18 protein-coding genes are annotated in these 14584 nt (G+C 62.3%); 2 read left to right on the top strand and 16 right to left on the bottom strand.

What is annotated here, in order from left to right:
- Positions 1-15: 15 nt before the first annotated feature.
- From ybgF to ruvC, 13 genes are all read right to left on the bottom strand, one after another.
- A complete protein-coding gene (gene ybgF / locus GR138_RS20190; protein ID WP_160861052.1) occupies positions 16-1011 on the bottom strand; it encodes a tol-pal system protein YbgF in 996 nt (331 codons plus the stop codon).
- Positions 1012-1162: 151 nt separating this feature from the next.
- Positions 1163-1696: a peptidoglycan-associated lipoprotein Pal gene (pal, locus tag GR138_RS20185; RefSeq protein WP_160861051.1), complete on the bottom strand. Its 534-nt coding sequence runs from the start codon at positions 1694-1696 to the stop codon at positions 1163-1165.
- Positions 1697-1936: 240 nt separating this feature from the next.
- Complete coding sequence (tolB, locus tag GR138_RS20180; protein ID WP_160861050.1) at positions 1937-3241, bottom strand: Tol-Pal system beta propeller repeat protein TolB; 1305 nt, start codon at positions 3239-3241, stop codon at positions 1937-1939.
- A 21-nt stretch (positions 3242-3262) separates the two neighbouring features.
- Positions 3263-4375: a hypothetical protein gene (locus GR138_RS20175; RefSeq protein WP_160861049.1), complete on the bottom strand. Its 1113-nt coding sequence runs from the start codon at positions 4373-4375 to the stop codon at positions 3263-3265.
- Between the two features lie 9 nt (positions 4376-4384).
- Positions 4385-4837: a protein TolR gene (tolR, locus tag GR138_RS20170; protein ID WP_160861048.1), complete on the bottom strand. Its 453-nt coding sequence runs from the start codon at positions 4835-4837 to the stop codon at positions 4385-4387.
- Between the two features lie 27 nt (positions 4838-4864).
- Positions 4865-5581, bottom strand: a complete 717-nt coding sequence (gene tolQ / locus GR138_RS20165) for a protein TolQ (protein WP_160861047.1) — start codon at positions 5579-5581, stop codon at positions 4865-4867.
- A gap of 315 nt (positions 5582-5896) precedes the next feature.
- Positions 5897-6367: a tol-pal system-associated acyl-CoA thioesterase gene (gene ybgC / locus GR138_RS20160; RefSeq protein ID WP_160861046.1), complete on the bottom strand. Its 471-nt coding sequence runs from the start codon at positions 6365-6367 to the stop codon at positions 5897-5899.
- Positions 6368-6433: 66 nt separating this feature from the next.
- Positions 6434-7336, bottom strand: a complete 903-nt coding sequence (locus tag GR138_RS20155) for a metallophosphoesterase (protein WP_338091127.1) — start codon at positions 7334-7336, stop codon at positions 6434-6436.
- Between the two features lies 1 nt (position 7337).
- Positions 7338-8378: a Holliday junction branch migration DNA helicase RuvB gene (ruvB, locus tag GR138_RS20150; protein WP_160861045.1), complete on the bottom strand. Its 1041-nt coding sequence runs from the start codon at positions 8376-8378 to the stop codon at positions 7338-7340.
- 40 nt (positions 8379-8418) lie between these two features.
- Entirely contained in the window at positions 8419-9036 is a 618-nt protein-coding gene (gene ruvA, locus GR138_RS20145) for a Holliday junction branch migration protein RuvA (protein ID WP_160861044.1), read from the bottom strand.
- Positions 9037-9047: 11 nt separating this feature from the next.
- Positions 9048-9464: a type II toxin-antitoxin system VapC family toxin gene (locus tag GR138_RS20140; protein ID WP_160861043.1), complete on the bottom strand. Its 417-nt coding sequence runs from the start codon at positions 9462-9464 to the stop codon at positions 9048-9050.
- Positions 9445-9708, bottom strand: coding sequence for an AbrB/MazE/SpoVT family DNA-binding domain-containing protein (locus GR138_RS20135; protein ID WP_160861042.1), 264 nt, complete (start codon positions 9706-9708; stop codon positions 9445-9447). Before GR138_RS20135 ends, GR138_RS20140 begins: the two co-directional genes overlap by 20 nt.
- Before the next feature lie 55 nt (positions 9709-9763).
- Positions 9764-10276: a crossover junction endodeoxyribonuclease RuvC gene (gene ruvC / locus GR138_RS20130; protein ID WP_160861041.1), complete on the bottom strand. Its 513-nt coding sequence runs from the start codon at positions 10274-10276 to the stop codon at positions 9764-9766.
- A gap of 171 nt (positions 10277-10447) precedes the next feature.
- Between ruvC and GR138_RS20125 the strand changes: the two genes are divergently transcribed.
- Positions 10448-11449 carry an LLM class flavin-dependent oxidoreductase gene (locus GR138_RS20125; protein ID WP_160861040.1) on the top strand — a complete coding sequence of 334 codons (1002 nt, stop codon included), beginning with the start codon at positions 10448-10450 and terminating at the stop codon, positions 11447-11449.
- Positions 11450-11591: 142 nt separating this feature from the next.
- Here the strand turns inward: GR138_RS20125 and GR138_RS20120 are convergent, their stop codons facing one another.
- The 3 genes from GR138_RS20120 to GR138_RS20110 all read right to left on the bottom strand — a co-directional run bounded on the left by GR138_RS20120 (position 11592) and on the right by GR138_RS20110 (position 13856).
- The gene (locus GR138_RS20120) at positions 11592-12338 is read right to left on the bottom strand and encodes a YebC/PmpR family DNA-binding transcriptional regulator (RefSeq protein ID WP_160861039.1); all 747 of its coding nucleotides are present in this window, start codon (positions 12336-12338) and stop codon (positions 11592-11594) included.
- A 168-nt stretch (positions 12339-12506) separates the two neighbouring features.
- On the bottom strand, positions 12507-13001 hold the full coding sequence (locus tag GR138_RS20115) for a hypothetical protein (RefSeq protein ID WP_160861038.1): 495 nt from the start codon (positions 12999-13001) through the stop codon (positions 12507-12509).
- A gap of 15 nt (positions 13002-13016) precedes the next feature.
- Positions 13017-13856: an MBL fold metallo-hydrolase gene (locus GR138_RS20110; RefSeq protein ID WP_420853688.1), complete on the bottom strand. Its 840-nt coding sequence runs from the start codon at positions 13854-13856 to the stop codon at positions 13017-13019.
- A 165-nt stretch (positions 13857-14021) separates the two neighbouring features.
- Here GR138_RS20110 and GR138_RS20105 point away from each other — a divergent pair, with 165 nt between their 5' ends.
- On the top strand, positions 14022-14558 hold the full coding sequence (locus GR138_RS20105) for a pyridoxamine 5'-phosphate oxidase family protein (RefSeq protein WP_160861036.1): 537 nt from the start codon (positions 14022-14024) through the stop codon (positions 14556-14558).
- The last annotated feature ends 26 nt before the right edge of the window (positions 14559-14584 follow it).

Here is a 14584-nt window from a genome sequence, read left to right as displayed (position 1 = left end):
TCGATACGTCCGCAATCAGCAGGACAGCCGGCTCTGTTCGGAAGAAACCTTGCTCTTCACGGCCTTGGATGCGCTCGGATAGCGCTTGTTCACTTCGCGCAGCGTCGCGCAGGCGGTTTCGCGGTTATCGAGGGCAGCGAGCGACATGCCGAGCTTCAACAGCATTTCCGGCGCCTTCTTCGACTTGCTGAAGGTCTGGTGCGCATTCAGAAAAGTCTTGGCCGCGTCGTTGAAATTGCCCTGCGAATACTGTGCTTCGCCCAGCCAGAAATTGGCGTCCGCCGCCTTCTCGCCCTTCGGGTAGATGTCGAGATAATCGCGGAATTCGCGTTCAGCGAGCTGGTAGTCGCCGGTCAGCACATGGCCGTAAGCAACCTTGTAGAGGTCGTCCGGGTTGTCGAGCGACGCGGTGGAGGACTGCGATGCCTGCGGCAGGTCGCCCTCGACGCCTGGCAACGAATTGTCGTTGCCGATGGACGCACTCTGATTGTTCAAGTCCGGATTGGCCTCTGCACCGACCGGATTGCCGTTTTCGTCGAACTTGATCGAACCCAGCTCCTGCGGCTGCGCACCGCCATTCGTCGAACCGAGCGTGTCGGTCCCGGCGGTATCATCCGCCGGCACCCCGTTCGAGGCGGTCTGCTGGTCCGCAGTCCCGCCGTTCACCGGCCTGTCGAGGGCGCCGCTCTTGCCGGTGCCTCCCTTGCCGCTTTCGATTTCCTGGAAGCGATACTCGTTGTCTTCCTGAGCCTTGCGGATCTGCTCCTGCATCTGCAGCAGCTGGTAGCTCATTTCCTCGATCCGGCCGTTGAGGCTGCGGATCTGCTCTTCGAGCTGGCCAACCCGCGGATCCATGGCCTGCGCCAGAATCACGTTGCCCCTCTCCACTTTTTCGCTCTTTGCCGGCAGGAAGCCGGTCGCCAGTGTCGAGAGCGGCGATGCGCTGATCGGCCCGACCATGCCTGCTACCGCTGCCAGACTGAGAACGCCTGCCGCGACAAGTTTCTTCATCTATTTTCGTCCCGTTGGTCCATTGTGCGCCGAAGCGCTGCCGAAGAGTTTTCCAAATGCTCTCAAAAAGCAACGGAGTTCGGCCAAAGTGTGTTGAAAAAAGAAAGGCGGCCTCTCGGCCGCCTTCCACACGATCCTTCCGGAGAAGGAATTACATGCCGGCGCCACCGAGAACAGTGACGGCGCGGCGGTTCTGCGACCAGCAGGAAATGTCGTCGCAGACGGCGACCGGCTTTTCCTTGCCGAAGGAGATGGTCTTCATGCGGTTGGCCGGAACGCCGCGCGATGCGAGGTACTGGCGGGTCGAAGCCGCACGGCGTGCGCCGAGCGCGAGGTTGTATTCGCGCGTGCCGCGTTCGTCGGCATGGCCTTCGACCGTGATGGCGTAGTTCGGATACTGCTGCAGCCACTGTGCCTGACGGTCGAGCGTCGCTGCGGCATCGGCACGGATCGACGTCGAGTCGGTGTCGAAGAAGATGCGGTCGCCAACGTTGACGGTGAAGTCCTGCTGCGAGCCCGGGGTCGCGGCGCCTGCACCGTTCAGGCCGAGGTCACCGGCGTTGTTCGGCAGGTTTTTCTTCGAGGCGCAGCCTGCGAGGGCGAGCGTCATGAACAGGGCGATCATTGCCGGGTTGCGGGCGATGGTCTGCATGCGGCCAGCGGCCGGGGAATGAATGCGGCTCATGAGCCGGTCTCCTTGCATCAGTTTTTGCGTCAAGTTCGTTGAAGCGGCGTTTTCAATCAGGGTTGCCAGACTGTAACCGCGAGCGGTTAATCCGCCTTCAACGACTATGGTTAATGATTGCTTTAAGACCGTCCCCGGCCCCCTGCATTCTACGTAGAAACGGCTCTGCCGCGTCTCGCCTTGAAGCCTGACTTACAGGACTTTGCGGCAAGAACGCGGCAGAGCTGCCATATGCGTGTCCTATTCGAGAAGCGGCGACCAGGCCGGGTCCGAAGCAAAGCCCTTCGTCTGGACGACCTGCTCGTTATAGCCGGAAAGATCGATGGAATAGATCTGCGGACCGCCCGCACCCGCACCCTGGCGGAAGAACATCAGCACGCGGCCATTCGGCGCCCAGGTCGGGCCCTCATTGTGGAAGCCGCTGGTGAGGATGCGCTCGCCCGAACCGTCGGTCTTCATCACGCCGATCGAGAACTTGCCGCCCGACTGCTTGGTGAAGGCGATGAGATCGCCACGCGGGGACCAGACCGGGGTCGAATAGGAGCCGTCGCCGAAGGAAATGCGGCGCTGGTTGGAGCCGTCCGCGCCCATCACGTAGAGCTGCGGCCTTCCGCCACGGTCGCTTTCGAAGACGACCTGCGTGCCATCCGGCGAATAGGACGGCGAGGTATCGATCGCCGCCGTCGAGGTCAGCCGCGTCGTGGTGCGCGAGCGCAAATCCATCGTGTAGATGTTGGAATTGCCTTCCTGCTGCAGGCTCATGATGACCTTCTGGCCATCCGGCGAAAAGCGCGGCGAGAAGGTCATGCCCGGGAAGTTGCCGACCACCTCGCGCTGTCCCGTCTCAAGCTGGAGCAGGTAAACGCGCGGCTGGTTGCCCTCGAAGGACATGTAGGTGATTTCCTGACGGCTCGGCGAGAAGCGCGGCGTCAGGACGAGCTCGTTGGAGTTCGTCAGCGCCCGGGCGTTGAAGCCGTCCTGGTCCATGATGGCGAGCTGGCGCTTGCGGGCCGTCTTCGGGCCGCTTTCGGCGACATAGACGACGCGGGTATCGAAGTAGCCCTTCTCGCCCGTCAGGCTCTCATAGATCGCATCGGCGATGATATGGGCCACGCGGCGCCAGTTTTCCGGCTGCGTGTAGAACTGCTGGCCGGTCAGCTGCTGGCCGCTGAACGTGTCCCACAGGCGGAACTCCGCGCGAAGGCGTCCGTCGCCCTCCTGCGTCACGCGACCGGTAACGAGCGCCTGCGCATTGATGACCTTCCAGTCTTCGAAGCGCGGCGGCTGGTCGGGATTGGAGATCTTCTCGATGAAGGCCTGCTTGTTGACCGGTGCGAAGAGACCGGACCGCTTGAGATCCGCCGCGATCACGTCGGTGACGCGCTGACCGAGATCACCGCTCGCGATGAAATCCGTCACGGCGATCGGCAACGGCTCGACGTTACCCTTGTTGATGTTGATTTCCACGCGTGCCCAGGCCAGCGGCAGGGACACCGCGAGGCCGGTCAGCACGACCAGCAAACGGAGGAGATTGCGTCTGAACATCTATCTAGGCCTTCCTAGTTCTTACATCATTGCGCTGGGGTCGAAGTTCACGACGACTTCGTTCCAGGCGTCATATTTTTCAGGCGGCAGCCCCTTGAAGGGCCGTGATTTCATGATGGCGCGGCGCACACCGCCGGCTAGCGCACGTCGCGCAGAATCCGAACCGCCCGTCGCAACGACTTCCGGCTCGCCGATGATGTCGCCGTTCTGGTCGAGCTGCATGGTCACCTTGATACGCACGTCCGCGGCGTCGGACATGCCGGGCGTGATCGACCAGTTGTTCTCGATCTGGCCGCGCAGCGCATCCATTTCGCTGAGGCTCAGCTTGGTGCCGCTCGTCGTCTTCTTGCCGCCCAGCGCTGCCTGCTCCTGCGAGCGCTTGGCGCCGCCGCCGGCTGCCTTTTCCTTGTTGAGAAGCGCAGAAATCTCATCGGCATTGAAGTCGCTGTCGTTCAGCGAGCTTGCCTTCTCCTGCTTCTTCTTCTGGTCTTTCTTGCGGTCCGGCGTCTTGGCGGTCTCGGCCTTCGCCGTCTCGACCTTCTTGCTCTCTTCCGCCTTCTTGGTCTCGGCCTTCGCGGTTTCGAGCTTCGGCTTCATCTCGGGAAGCGGAATCTTGTCGGGCAGCGCCTCGGCTTCCGGGTCCACGGTCGGCTTTTCCTCGGTAGGCGTCGCCTCGGGCTTCGGGTCCGGCTTGACCTCCTGCTTGGTCTCGGCGGTCGCCGCGACCTCCGTCGACGGCTCGCTGGCAGGCTCTTCCTGTTTCACATCCTCGACGGGCTTTGTATCTGGCGTCTGGACGACCTTCTCCGCCTTTTCCGGCGAAGCGGCGGTCTCGACTTCGCGCGGCTTTTCCTCCGGCGTCGGCGTATTCTTCAGGTCGACCTCGTTGTCGCCAGCGTTTTCCGCATTCTCGACCGGCGTTTCCTTCTTGGTCGGAATGGGGGCGGCCTTTTCCCTGACTTCGGCCTTCTTGTCGCCCTGCTGGATCTGCGTCAGCTCCTCGATCGACACCATGTCGACCGGCAGCGCCTCGACGCTGACGACGTCGAAACTTTCAGGACTGCCGAGCGAAACCAGCGCCGCGGTGAGGACCAGGGCGTGAAGCACGGCGGATGTGGTAAGGCTGCCCTTCATGGCCTGCGATTACCTGTCCGGTTTCTGCTCGGTGACGAGGCCGATATTGGTGAACCCGCCAGCCTGGATGCGCGACATCACGTCGGCGACAACGCCATAAGGCGCATTGCCGTCGCCGCGCACGAAGACGCGCTCTGTGTAACCCGTGGTCGCCACGGCCTGCAGCTTGGCGGCAACCTCGTCGATCGGGATCGCCGTTTCCTGCAGGAAGACCTGACCGTCGGCCTTGACCGAAACGGTGATCGGCTGCGTATCGGCATTCAGCGCGCTCGCCTTCGTCTTCGGCAGGTCGATCGGCACACCCACCGTCATCAGGGGCGCTGCCACCATGAAGATGATCAGCAGCACGAGCATGACGTCGACGAACGGCGTCACGTTGATCTCGCTCATCGGGGCCTTTTTGCTGCCCCCGCGACGGCGGCGACCGCCGCCCGAATTCTTTGCACCGACTGACATGCCCATTGGCGTCGTCTCCGTTTCAGCCTGCTATCACTGCGCCGCAGCGCGCGGTTGCAGCTTTTCATCGATCTGGCGCGAGAGGATGGCGGAGAACTCGTCCGCAAAACCTTCCATGCGCGCCGTCAGCTTGCCGGCATCAGCAGAGAATTTGTTGTAGGCAATAACCGCCGGAATTGCGGCAAGCAGGCCGATTGCAGTTGCAAGAAGCGCTTCGGCGATACCAGGCGCCACGACCGCAAGGCTCGTCTGCTTGGAACCGGCGATGGCCTGGAACGAGGTCATGATACCGACGACGGTGCCGAAGAGACCGACGAAGGGCGCTGCTGAACCGATGGTGGCAAGCGAGCCGAGGCGAGCTTCCAGCGTTTCGGATTCACGCGACAGCGTCACGTCCATCGCCCGGTCGATACGCATCTGAAGGCCGATCGGCGAGCGCGCGCCACGCTCGAAGCTCTTCTTCCATTCCCGCATCGCAGCCACGAAAATGGCGCTCATGCCTGATGTCTGGCGGTCGGAGAGCGTGCGGTAAAGCTCCTCCAGCGACTGCCCCGACCAGAACACCTGTTCGAAACTGTCAAGCTGGCGACGTGCCCTGCCGTAGCTCACCGTCTTGTCGACGACGATGGCCCAGGTCCACACGGACGCGGCGATCAGGCCGAGCATGACCAGCTTGACGACGAATCCGGCTTGCATGAAGAGTGCCCAAAGAGTCACGCTGTGCGCCGCTTCCAAACCCACTTGTTCCATAGACCTATGTCCCCGAATCCAAACACCCGGCACGGGCCTTTGCGGCTCGAACCGGGTAACATTCACGCCGCACGGTCTCCTGGGAGGTGGAACCCGCATCGGCATTCACAGAAACGTGCGTCACAGCCCAGGATTTTACTCCACACTGCTTCGCGTGCCCGTCAAGAATGTCCGGTTGATGCCGCCGGCTGCCATGCCGGTCAAAACGCTTACAACCTGCCTTCTTGACGGCAATTTTGGTTAAAGGATGACGTGCAGTGCACAAAATCCTCACGACCTGAGTAAGACATCATTATGGTTAAGGGAGTGTTACTGCTAATGCGCGCCGAAAACTTCTTGCGTCTTGGCAAGAAAACGCGCGGCCAGAGCTTCCGGCAGGCGACGGGGGCGACCGGCCGAATTGATGACCGCGATGATCACGCGGGCGGCGATCAGCAACTGTTCTCCGCGCCGGATTTCCTGGTTGAGGATCATCTTCGCGCCGCCGGCCTTCTCCGTCGAGGTGAGGATCGTCAGGATATCGTCCATGCGCGCCGGTGACTTGAAGTCGATCTCCATGCGGTGCACGACGAAGACGAGGCCTTCGCGATCCTCCTCCAGAACGAGGCTGCCCTGTTCGACGCCGAGCAGCCGCAGGTAATCCGTCCGGCCGCGTTCCATGAAATGCAGATAGCGGGCATGATAGACCACACCGGAAAAGTCGGTGTCTTCGTAATAGACCCGCTGCTTGAGCCGATGGCCCGCCTCGGTCAGTTGGCCCGAGAGATGATGGTTGACGTCCGTCATGGTCGAATCCGGCTTACAGGTTCCGCCTCTCTCCCGCAAAGCGCCGGCAATTGCAAGACAAGAGGGTCAGCCGAGTTCGACAACCATGATTTCCGGCGGCGAGCCGAAGCGCACCGGCGCGATGGAACAGCCAAGCCCGCCGGAGACGCACAGATGCCGGCCATCCTCGATCACATGACCATAGGCGAAGCGGTTGCCATACGCCGATGGCACCATGGGCGAGTAGCCGAACAGCCGTACCTGCCCGCCATGGGTATGGCCCGAAAGCGTCAGGGAAACCCGCGCAGGCACCTGCGGAAAGATATCCGGCTCATGCGCCAGCAGGAGGATCGGCGCGTCATCCGTAACCTGCGCGAGTGTGCCCGGCAGATCATCGAGACCGACATACGCAAAGCGGTTCCAGGATCGACCAGGACGCAGTGCGATCTGGTCTTCGAGGCCGGCAAGCCAGAAGGCGCCCGTCGCCGTTTGGATCCGCGCAGCCCGATTGGAATAAACGGCAATACCGGCCGCCTGCAGCACACGATGGCTGAGTGTGTCGCCGCCGTCAGCCGCCTGTGCATCCAGATCGTCCCACCAGTCATGGTTTCCGAGAACGGCGTGGACGCCGAGCGGCGCACGAAGCGCCGACAATTCCGCCGCCCATATGTCCGGCGGCACCTGGCTCCAGACCGCGCGCATGCTGGAAACATAGTCGCCGAGCAGAACGACGATGTCACCGCCGAGATCGTTGGCATAGCGGCAGATATCGCCGATGCGGCGCGCATTCATCCAGGGTTCGCAGGCGTGAATGTCGGCAAGCGCAACGATCCGGAGTTTTTGACCTTCCGGCCAACCAGGTGGCGAGATTTGGTAGGTCGTCGTGCGCAACCGCAAAAGCGGCTCGATGCCGACGGCGTAAGTAGATGATGCAAAACCCGCGGCAAACAATCCACCGAAGGTTTTGAGCATCCCACGCCGGGTCAGCACATCAGTCGTCCTCGGTAAACAGCCTGAACTGCGACGCCTCGAGATCCTTTGGCGGCGTAAGCCCCATATGTTTCCAGGCATTTGCGGTCAAAACACGGCCACGCGGCGTGCGCTGGATGAAACCCTGCTGGATCATATAGGGCTCGATGATATCCTCGATCGCGTCGCGCGGTTCAGACAGGCCAGCGGCGATCGTCTCAATACCGACTGGCCCACCGCCAAAATTGTGGGCGATCATGGACAGATAACGCCGATCAAGCTGGTCGAGACCCATATTGTCGACGAGCAGCCGCGTCAGCGCCTCGTCCGCAATCTGTTGCGTTACCGCCTCCGCCCGCGCCACTTCGGCAAAATCCCGCACCCGACGCAGCAGACGCCCGGCGATACGCGGCGTGCCGCGCGCGCGACGCGCAATCTCGCGCGCGCCCTCCTCCGTAATGCCGAGCCCCATCAGCCGCGCACCGCGGCGCACGATCGATTCCAGCTCCTCGACGGTGTAGAAATTGAGCCGCACCGGAATACCGAAACGGTCGCGCAGGGGGGTGGTGAGCAGGCCGAGGCGGGTGGTCGCGGCAACGAGCGTGAACTTCGACAGGTCGATCTTCACAGAGCGCGCGGCCGGGCCTTCGCCGATGATCAGGTCGAGCTGGAAATCCTCCATGGCCGGATAGAGGATTTCCTCGACAGCCGGATTGAGGCGGTGGATTTCATCGATGAAGAGCACGTCGCGCTCTTCGAGATTGGTCAGCAGCGCCGCAAGGTCGCCCGCCTTGGCGATAACCGGACCGGAGGTCGAGCGGAAATTGACGCCGAGCTCCTTCGCCATGATCTGCGCGAGCGTCGTCTTGCCGAGGCCGGGCGGGCCGACGAAGAGCACGTGGTCGAGCGCCTCACCGCGGTTCTTCGCCGCTTCGATGAAGATTTTGAGGTTGGCGCGCGCCTCCGCCTGGCCGGTAAAATCGTCCAGCGTCTGGGGCCGCAAGGCGGTATCGATGTCCTCGCCGCGTTTTTCCGGCGAAAGCAGTCCGTTCTCGTCGCTCATCGCGCCCTAATCCCATTGTCCACGGCGGAAGGCAACCGCATCACCGCGACAATTCCTTGAGGCCGAGGCGGATGAGCTTGGCGCTGTCACCGCCCTCCCCGCCGTTCTTTAGCGCCGCCGCGACCGCGTTGGCCGCCTGGTCACGCGAATAACCGAGATTGGTGAGCGCGGAGACGGCATCGGAAACAGGCGCCGAGGCCACCCCTTCTCCCAGCTCCTGCTTGAGACCGATCGAGGCCGACGCCTCGCCGGCAAAAGCCGGCGCCTTGTTGCGCAGCTCGGTGACGATACGCACCGCAACCTTCGGCCCGACGCCCGGCGCCCGCGACACCGCCGTCTTGTCCTGCAGCGCGATGGCATTGGCCAGTTCGCCCGGCGTCAGCGTCGAGAGCACGCCGAGCGCCACCTTGGAGCCCACCCCCTGGACGCTCTGCAACAGGCGAAACCACTCCCGCTCCAACGCCGTCAGGAAGCCGAACAGCCTGAACTGATCCTCCCGCACATAGGTCTCGATGAACAGCACCGTCGCCTCGCCGGCCGAACCGAGTTTACCCAGCGTGCGCGCGGAGCAATGGGCAACATAGCCGACGCCATGCACGTCGAGGACCACATAGTCGTCGCCGATCTCGTCGATTGTGCCTTTGAGTTTGCCAATCATGGGAGGATCCGTCAGGGATGGGTTTCGGGGGACAGGATGTCGAGCGCGGGAAAATAGGTTCGGTAGCGCGCGGCATCGCGTGTCAAAAGTCGATGAGCGCGCACGGCCGCATGGGCGCCGATCAGGAAATCGGGCAGGGTTCGCTCCCGCTGTCCGCCGGCCCGCCGGTAACGCTGATGCGCCATTCCGGCCTGGTAGGCGGCAGAAAACGGCAACGCTTCGCGCACAGGGTTAAGCCGCGAGAGCGATTGCGCAAGTTCGTCCTCGCTCGGCATCATACCAGCCAGTTCCGCCCAGACGATGGGCGACAAAATGAACTGCACGTCCGGCTTGAGCGTGAGGATAGCCTGCGACGACCACACCTTGAACGGCGTTTCCGGTCCAAACACATCGATGATAATATTGGTGTCAATCAGAACCGAGATCATCGCGCGGTCCCCGTAGCCACTCCACATATTCATCGGCCGTCATGCCGCCGGTATCGAACATGCCGGATCGGCTTTTTATCCAGGCCTCGAAATCTTCAGGTTCACCCACCTTGCCACCGGAGACGACGATCAGCCTCGCCCCCCTGTCGTCGGCCACAAAATCCACCTCCGAGCCCGGGCTGATGTTCAGCCGGTCGCGGATGTCTTTCGGGATCGTCACCTGGCCTTTTTCCGTAACACGCATGGTAATACCTCTGCGGTATTACTTATCGCCCAGACTGGAACAAGTCAAGAACAAATCAGCCGACAAGCTTGGCGAGGCGACCGGAAAGGCCCTGGCGATTGTGGGCGTGGCAGATGGCGATGGCCAGTGCATCGGCGGCGTCGTTGCCAACGAAGGTGGCCTTCGGCATCAGCACCTTCAGCATCATGTGGATCTGCTGCTTCTCGCCATGACCAACGCCGATGACCGCCTTCTTGACCGCGTTCGGCGCATATTCGGCGACGCGCAGGCCCGCCCGCGCCGGCACCAGCATGGCGATGCCGCGCGCCTGGCCGAGTTTCAACGTCGCCACCGCGTCCTTGTTGACGAAGGTCTGTTCGACGGCCGCCTCCTGCGGCTGGTAGCTGTGGATGATCTCGGCAAGACCATCGTGCAACTGGCAGAGGCGTGAGGCGAGATCGGCGTCGCCATCGGAGGTCACCGTACCGGAAGCGACGAAGCGCAACGAGTTGCCGAGGGTATCGATGACACCCCAGCCGGTGCGGCGAAGCCCCGGATCGATGCCGATGATGCGAATCGTTTCCTGCATGCTGAAACCCTAATCTTGTCGGGGTGACCCTGCCAGTGAAATGTGAACAAACCAAAAACATTCGGACTTTTACGACGAGGCTTCCGAAAACCTGAAACGGGTCGCTTGGATTTCACAGAACTGAACCTACATGGGAGGACGATCAAATTCCCTTACAAAGAGGCCGCTCCCATGGTGCCCTTCTCCATCCTGGATCTTTCCCCGGTCATCGAAGGCGGCACCGTCGCCCAATCACTGGAAAACTCGCGCCGGCTCGCGCAGGAAGCGGAGGCTTATGGCTACAAGCGCTTCTGGCTGGCCGAGCACCACGGCATGCGCGGCATTGCCAGCGCCGCAACCTCGCTCGTCATCCAGCATGTCGCAGCGGGCACGGAAAAGATCCGCGTCGGCTCCGGCGGCATCATGCTGCCGAACCATTCGCCACTCGTCATCGCCGAACAGTTCGGCACGCTCGCCGCCCTCTTCCCCGATCGCGTCGACCTTGGCCTCGGCCGCGCGCCCGGCACGGACATGCGCACGGCCCAGGCGCTGCGCCGCAACCTCGACAGCGCCGCGAACAACTTCCCGCAGGATGTCGTCGAGCTGATGCAGCTTATGGGACCGACGAGCCCGGAGCAAAAGGTCATCGCCATTCCCGGCGCGGGCAGTAACGTGCCAGTCTGGCTCCTCGGCTCCAGTCATTATTCGGCCCATCTTGCCGGCATGCTCGGCCTGCCCTTCGCCTTTGCCTCGCATTTCGCGCCGGACATGCTGTTGACTGCGCTGGACATCTACCGCGAACGCTTCGAGCCGTCGCAATATCTCGACAAGCCGCATGCCATGGTGGGCGTGATGGGCGCCGCCGCCGATACGGATGCGGAGGCCGACTATCTCTTCACGTCGATGCAGCAATCCTTCGTGCGCCTGCGCCGCGGCACGCCGGGCGCGTTCCCGGCCCCGGTCGACGACATGGATCCGCACTGGAGCGAGGGGGAGCGCATCAATGTCGAGCACACGCTGCAATATGCGGTGGTCGGCGGGCCGGACAAGATCAAGCGCCAGATCGCCGATTTCCTGTCGATCACCAAGGCCGACGAGCTGATCGTCTCCATGCCGATCTACGACATGGACGCCCGGCTGAAATCGGTGCGGCTGTTTGCCGAGGCGCGGCAGGGGCTCGCACTCGCCGCGTAGCGAAAAAGGCCGGGGCCACACGGCGCCCGGCCTTTTCAATGAACCTCTCTGTCGTCATGGCCGGACTTGGTCCGACCATCCATGCCACGTGGATCCTCGGGTCAAGCCCGAGGATGACAACGGGAGGGCACGGTTCGTTCGATCAGGCCGAAAGTTTGGCCATGACTTCGTCGGAGACTTCGAAGTTCGAATAGACGTTCTGCACGTCATCGTCGTCTTCCAGCGTGTCGATGAGCTTCATCAGCGACTGCGCCTTGTCCTCGTCGACCGGCACGGTGTTCTGCGCTTTCCAGATCGCCTTGACCGTCTCGGCTTCGCCGAGCTTGTCTTCCAGCGCCTTGGAAACCTCGCCGATATCCTCGAAACCGCAGATGATCGTGTGGCCGTCCTCGTCCGTCGTCACGTCCTCGGCGCCAGCGTCGATGGCCGCTTCCATGACCGCATTGGCGTCACCGACGGAAAGCTTGTAGGTGATTTCCCCGACGCGGTCGAAGGAGAACGAAACCGAACCGGTTTCACCAAGCGCGCCGCCAGCCTTCGAAAAGGTCGAGCGCACCGAAGAGGCGGTGCGGTTGCGGTTGTCGGTCAGCGCCTCGACGATGACGGCGACGCCGCCCGGGCCATAACCTTCGTAACGGACTTCTTCGTAGTTCTCGCCTTCCGCGCCGGACGCCTTCTTGACGGCGCGCTCGATATTGTCCTTCGGCATGGACTGCGCCTTGGCATTCTGGATCGCCAGACGCAGGCGGGCATTCATCGCCGGGTCGGGAAGACCGGTCTTTGCCGCCACGGTGATTTCGCGGGCAAGCTTGGAGAACATTTTCGACCGCACGGAATCCTGCCGACCCTTGCGGTGCATGATATTCTTGAACTGTGAATGGCCAGCCATGGCACCCCTGTCTCGTTTTTTGGCGCCCGTTCCCGGTCGCCGGTCACTGTGCCGGAGCCTCCGCCGCGGTGACGCGCCGCTCTCAAGCCCCGATTTTCGAAATGCCGCCTTATAATTTCATTGCCGCCGAACGTCCAGCAGTCCCGCAAACAAAGCGACGGACGGATTTCAGTCCGCCCGCACGCGGGCGCGGCTCAGCAGGAAGGAGTGGCCGTCATTGCGCTCGCAGGTGAGCCCCGTGCGCTCGGAATAGCAGGTGAACGGGCCGGCCGACCAGGTTTGACCATAGTCGACGGTGTTCTCAGCGCCACAGCAACCCTGGTCGCCGACATTCGTGCGCACCACGGCCTTGCCGCTCCGGCCGAGCGTCGCACGCAGGTATTTCGGCTCGATCCGGTCACAGGAAAGTTCCGGCCCGCCATCGGCCGGCTGATACACCTCGGTGCCACCTGCCGGAATATAGGTGCAGCCGATATTGCCGGACGGCATGACGAAGCGCTCGGCCAAACCGAAGGAACGGGTCGGGACCTTTTCCACGGGCTGCGTCACCGTCTCGCGCGGCTGGCCGGATTCGACAGCGGGGCCGCCGGGCGTCGGTGCGCCGCTCGCGAAAGCAAACGCAGGCGAGAGCAGCAGGACAGGGACGGCAAGGAAAAAGCGCATCAAGAGACTCCGACATCAGACGCCGGAGAGAATATGAATCGTCGGGCGCTTCGGCAAGCTGCGGATGGAAACGGTGATCGACGCGTCCTCATCCGTCACCGCATCGAAGCCGGTCCCGAACATCGAAAGGAACTGGCTGATCGGCGGCCCGCGGCGATGCATGGGCAGGATGAGCGAGGAACGCAGCCGCTGCACGACGCGGCTCATGCTTTCCGCCCCCATGGTCAGCCCGCCATCGACCGGCACCATCAGCACATCGAGCCGGCCGATCTCGGCATATTGTTTTTCCGTCAACTCGTGGTGCAGGTGGCCGAGATGGCCGATGCAGAGGCCGGCGACTTCGAAGATGAAGATGGAATTGCCGTTCGCCTCCATCGCTCCACCCCAGTTGCGGATGTCGGTGGCTACGTTGCGGATATAGGTGTCGCCAACCACGACATCATGGTCCGCCCCCTTTTCCGATCCGTCCTGCCATCCATGCAGCACATATTCGATGCCGGGCTCCGGCGTCATCGTGTAGTGGCTGGAATGGGCCTTGTTCATCGTCACCACGGTCGGCAGCGCCGGCGGCTTGTACCAGCCGTTATAGTCGGTGGCGATCTTCACGCCCGCAGGCGTTTCGATGAAGAAGGTCGAATGCCCCACATAGGTGATGCGGACCTCCTCGTTGGCTTTCGCCTGAACCTGCAGCGGCTTGGGCGTGGAAAAGCTGGCGAACGTAACGGAGGGAAGAGATCTTGCGATCATCTGGCACTGGCTGACCGGCGCTTCGGCCTGCGCAAGGGATGACCGCGGTGCAGCAACAAAGGCAAGAGCGACAAGCAGAAACGGAATGAGCAGGAGATGCGGCATCAGCGGCTCCGTTCATTGGTCGACCCGACTATGCGCCCACGGGCCGTTTCGGTCGAGATTATCGGCCAAACGCGACGATCACAATCGTTTGACCGCCGCACGCCTCCGGAACCTTCTTCATCGCAGCACGTTCAGCCAGAACTCAATCGAACGACTGAGAGGTACGCCATGTCCAATCTTACCCGGGCCCGTGAAAACCCGAAGGAACAGCTCTTCGACGAGATAGACAGGATTCATGCCGGCATGCTCGGTATCGAAGGAAGCCACATGCATATGCAGCCGATGGCGCCGCAGCTCGATCGCCAGACAAGGACGATCTGGTTTTTCACCAAGACGGATGCGGAAATCGTAGATGCCATCGTGCCAGGAGCGCGCGCGCATTTTTGCGTCGTCGGTAAGGATCATGACTATCACGCCTGCCTTGCCGGGCGGATTTCCGTCCGCCGGGATCCTGCCAAGGTCGACGAATACTGGAGTTCCGTCGTGGAGGCCTGGTTCGACCACGGCAAGAAGGATCCCAAGCTCACCATGCTGGCCCTCGAGATCGAGGATGCGGAAGTCTGGGCTTCGACCGGTAGCAAACTGAAATTCGGCTGGGAGATCGCCAAGGCGAATTTCAACCCGGACGAAGAACCGGATGTCGGCGTGAAGGCGCATCTGACCTTCAACGGCGGCTCGGCCGATCATCTTCGTCACATGATCTGAGGCGCTTTGCCCTTGCGGGCATCGCA

Origin of the sequence: Shinella kummerowiae (assembly GCF_009827055.1) — a bacterium.
GTDB classification, from domain to species: domain Bacteria; phylum Pseudomonadota; class Alphaproteobacteria; order Rhizobiales; family Rhizobiaceae; genus Shinella; species Shinella kummerowiae.
This window is presented reverse-complemented; position numbering and strand designations above follow the sequence as displayed.

Excerpts from the sequence above, each read along its gene's own strand:
- tolR (WP_160861048.1), bottom strand. The coding sequence starts at position 4,837 with ATGGGCATGTCAGTCGGTGCAAAGAATTCGGGCGGCGGTCGCCGCCGT.
- GR138_RS20135 (WP_160861042.1), bottom strand. The coding sequence starts at position 9,708 with ATGCGTGTTACGGAAAAAGGCCAGGTGACGATCCCGAAAGACATCCGC.
- GR138_RS20105 (WP_160861036.1), top strand. The coding sequence starts at position 14,022 with ATGTCCAATCTTACCCGGGCCCGTGAAAACCCGAAGGAACAGCTCTTC.
- ybgC (WP_160861046.1), bottom strand. The coding sequence starts at position 6,367 with ATGACGGACGTCAACCATCATCTCTCGGGCCAACTGACCGAGGCGGGC.
- GR138_RS20175 (WP_160861049.1), bottom strand. The coding sequence starts at position 4,375 with ATGAAGGGCAGCCTTACCACATCCGCCGTGCTTCACGCCCTGGTCCTC.
- ruvC (WP_160861041.1), bottom strand. The coding sequence starts at position 10,276 with ATGCAGGAAACGATTCGCATCATCGGCATCGATCCGGGGCTTCGCCGC.
- tolB (WP_160861050.1), bottom strand. The coding sequence starts at position 3,241 with ATGTTCAGACGCAATCTCCTCCGTTTGCTGGTCGTGCTGACCGGCCTC.
- ruvA (WP_160861044.1), bottom strand. The coding sequence starts at position 9,036 with ATGATTGGCAAACTCAAAGGCACAATCGACGAGATCGGCGACGACTAT.
- GR138_RS20120 (WP_160861039.1), bottom strand. The coding sequence starts at position 12,338 with ATGGCTGGCCATTCACAGTTCAAGAATATCATGCACCGCAAGGGTCGG.
- ruvB (WP_160861045.1), bottom strand. The coding sequence starts at position 8,378 with ATGAGCGACGAGAACGGACTGCTTTCGCCGGAAAAACGCGGCGAGGAC.
- GR138_RS20115 (WP_160861038.1), bottom strand. The coding sequence starts at position 13,001 with ATGCGCTTTTTCCTTGCCGTCCCTGTCCTGCTGCTCTCGCCTGCGTTT.
- GR138_RS20140 (WP_160861043.1), bottom strand. The coding sequence starts at position 9,464 with ATGATCTCGGTTCTGATTGACACCAATATTATCATCGATGTGTTTGGA.
- pal (WP_160861051.1), bottom strand. The coding sequence starts at position 1,696 with ATGAGCCGCATTCATTCCCCGGCCGCTGGCCGCATGCAGACCATCGCC.
- GR138_RS20125 (WP_160861040.1), top strand. The coding sequence starts at position 10,448 with ATGGTGCCCTTCTCCATCCTGGATCTTTCCCCGGTCATCGAAGGCGGC.
- tolQ (WP_160861047.1), bottom strand. The coding sequence starts at position 5,581 with ATGGAACAAGTGGGTTTGGAAGCGGCGCACAGCGTGACTCTTTGGGCA.
- ybgF (WP_160861052.1), bottom strand. The coding sequence starts at position 1,011 with ATGAAGAAACTTGTCGCGGCAGGCGTTCTCAGTCTGGCAGCGGTAGCA.